This is a genomic window from Streptomyces sp. NH27, from assembly GCF_056859195.1.
On sequence record NZ_JACEGK010001138.1, the window covers coordinates 1 to 255 of the forward strand.

1 protein-coding gene is annotated in these 255 nt (G+C 65.5%); it reads left to right on the forward strand.

The annotated features are described in order from the left end of the window. The coding region (locus AC13HU_RS38400; RefSeq protein WP_483046609.1) for a sugar ABC transporter substrate-binding protein at nucleotides 1-255 on the forward strand (255 nt) is incomplete at both ends.

Below are 255 nucleotides of genomic sequence, written 5' to 3' on the forward strand. Positions count from 1 at the left end.
TCGACCCGACCGACGCGAACGCGCTGGCCGGCCCCATCGAAGCCGCCATCGCCCAGGGCATCCCGGTCATGACGACCGGCAACGACGTCAACTCCAAGAAGATCTTCACCTCCATCGCGGCCAGCTCCGTCGACGGCGGCAAACTCGGCGCCCAGGAACTGATCAAGCAGGCACCCAACGGCGGCGACGTGGTGTTCGTCCACATCAAACCCGGCGTCAGCTCCATCGACGACCGCGACAAGGGCTTCAAGCAAG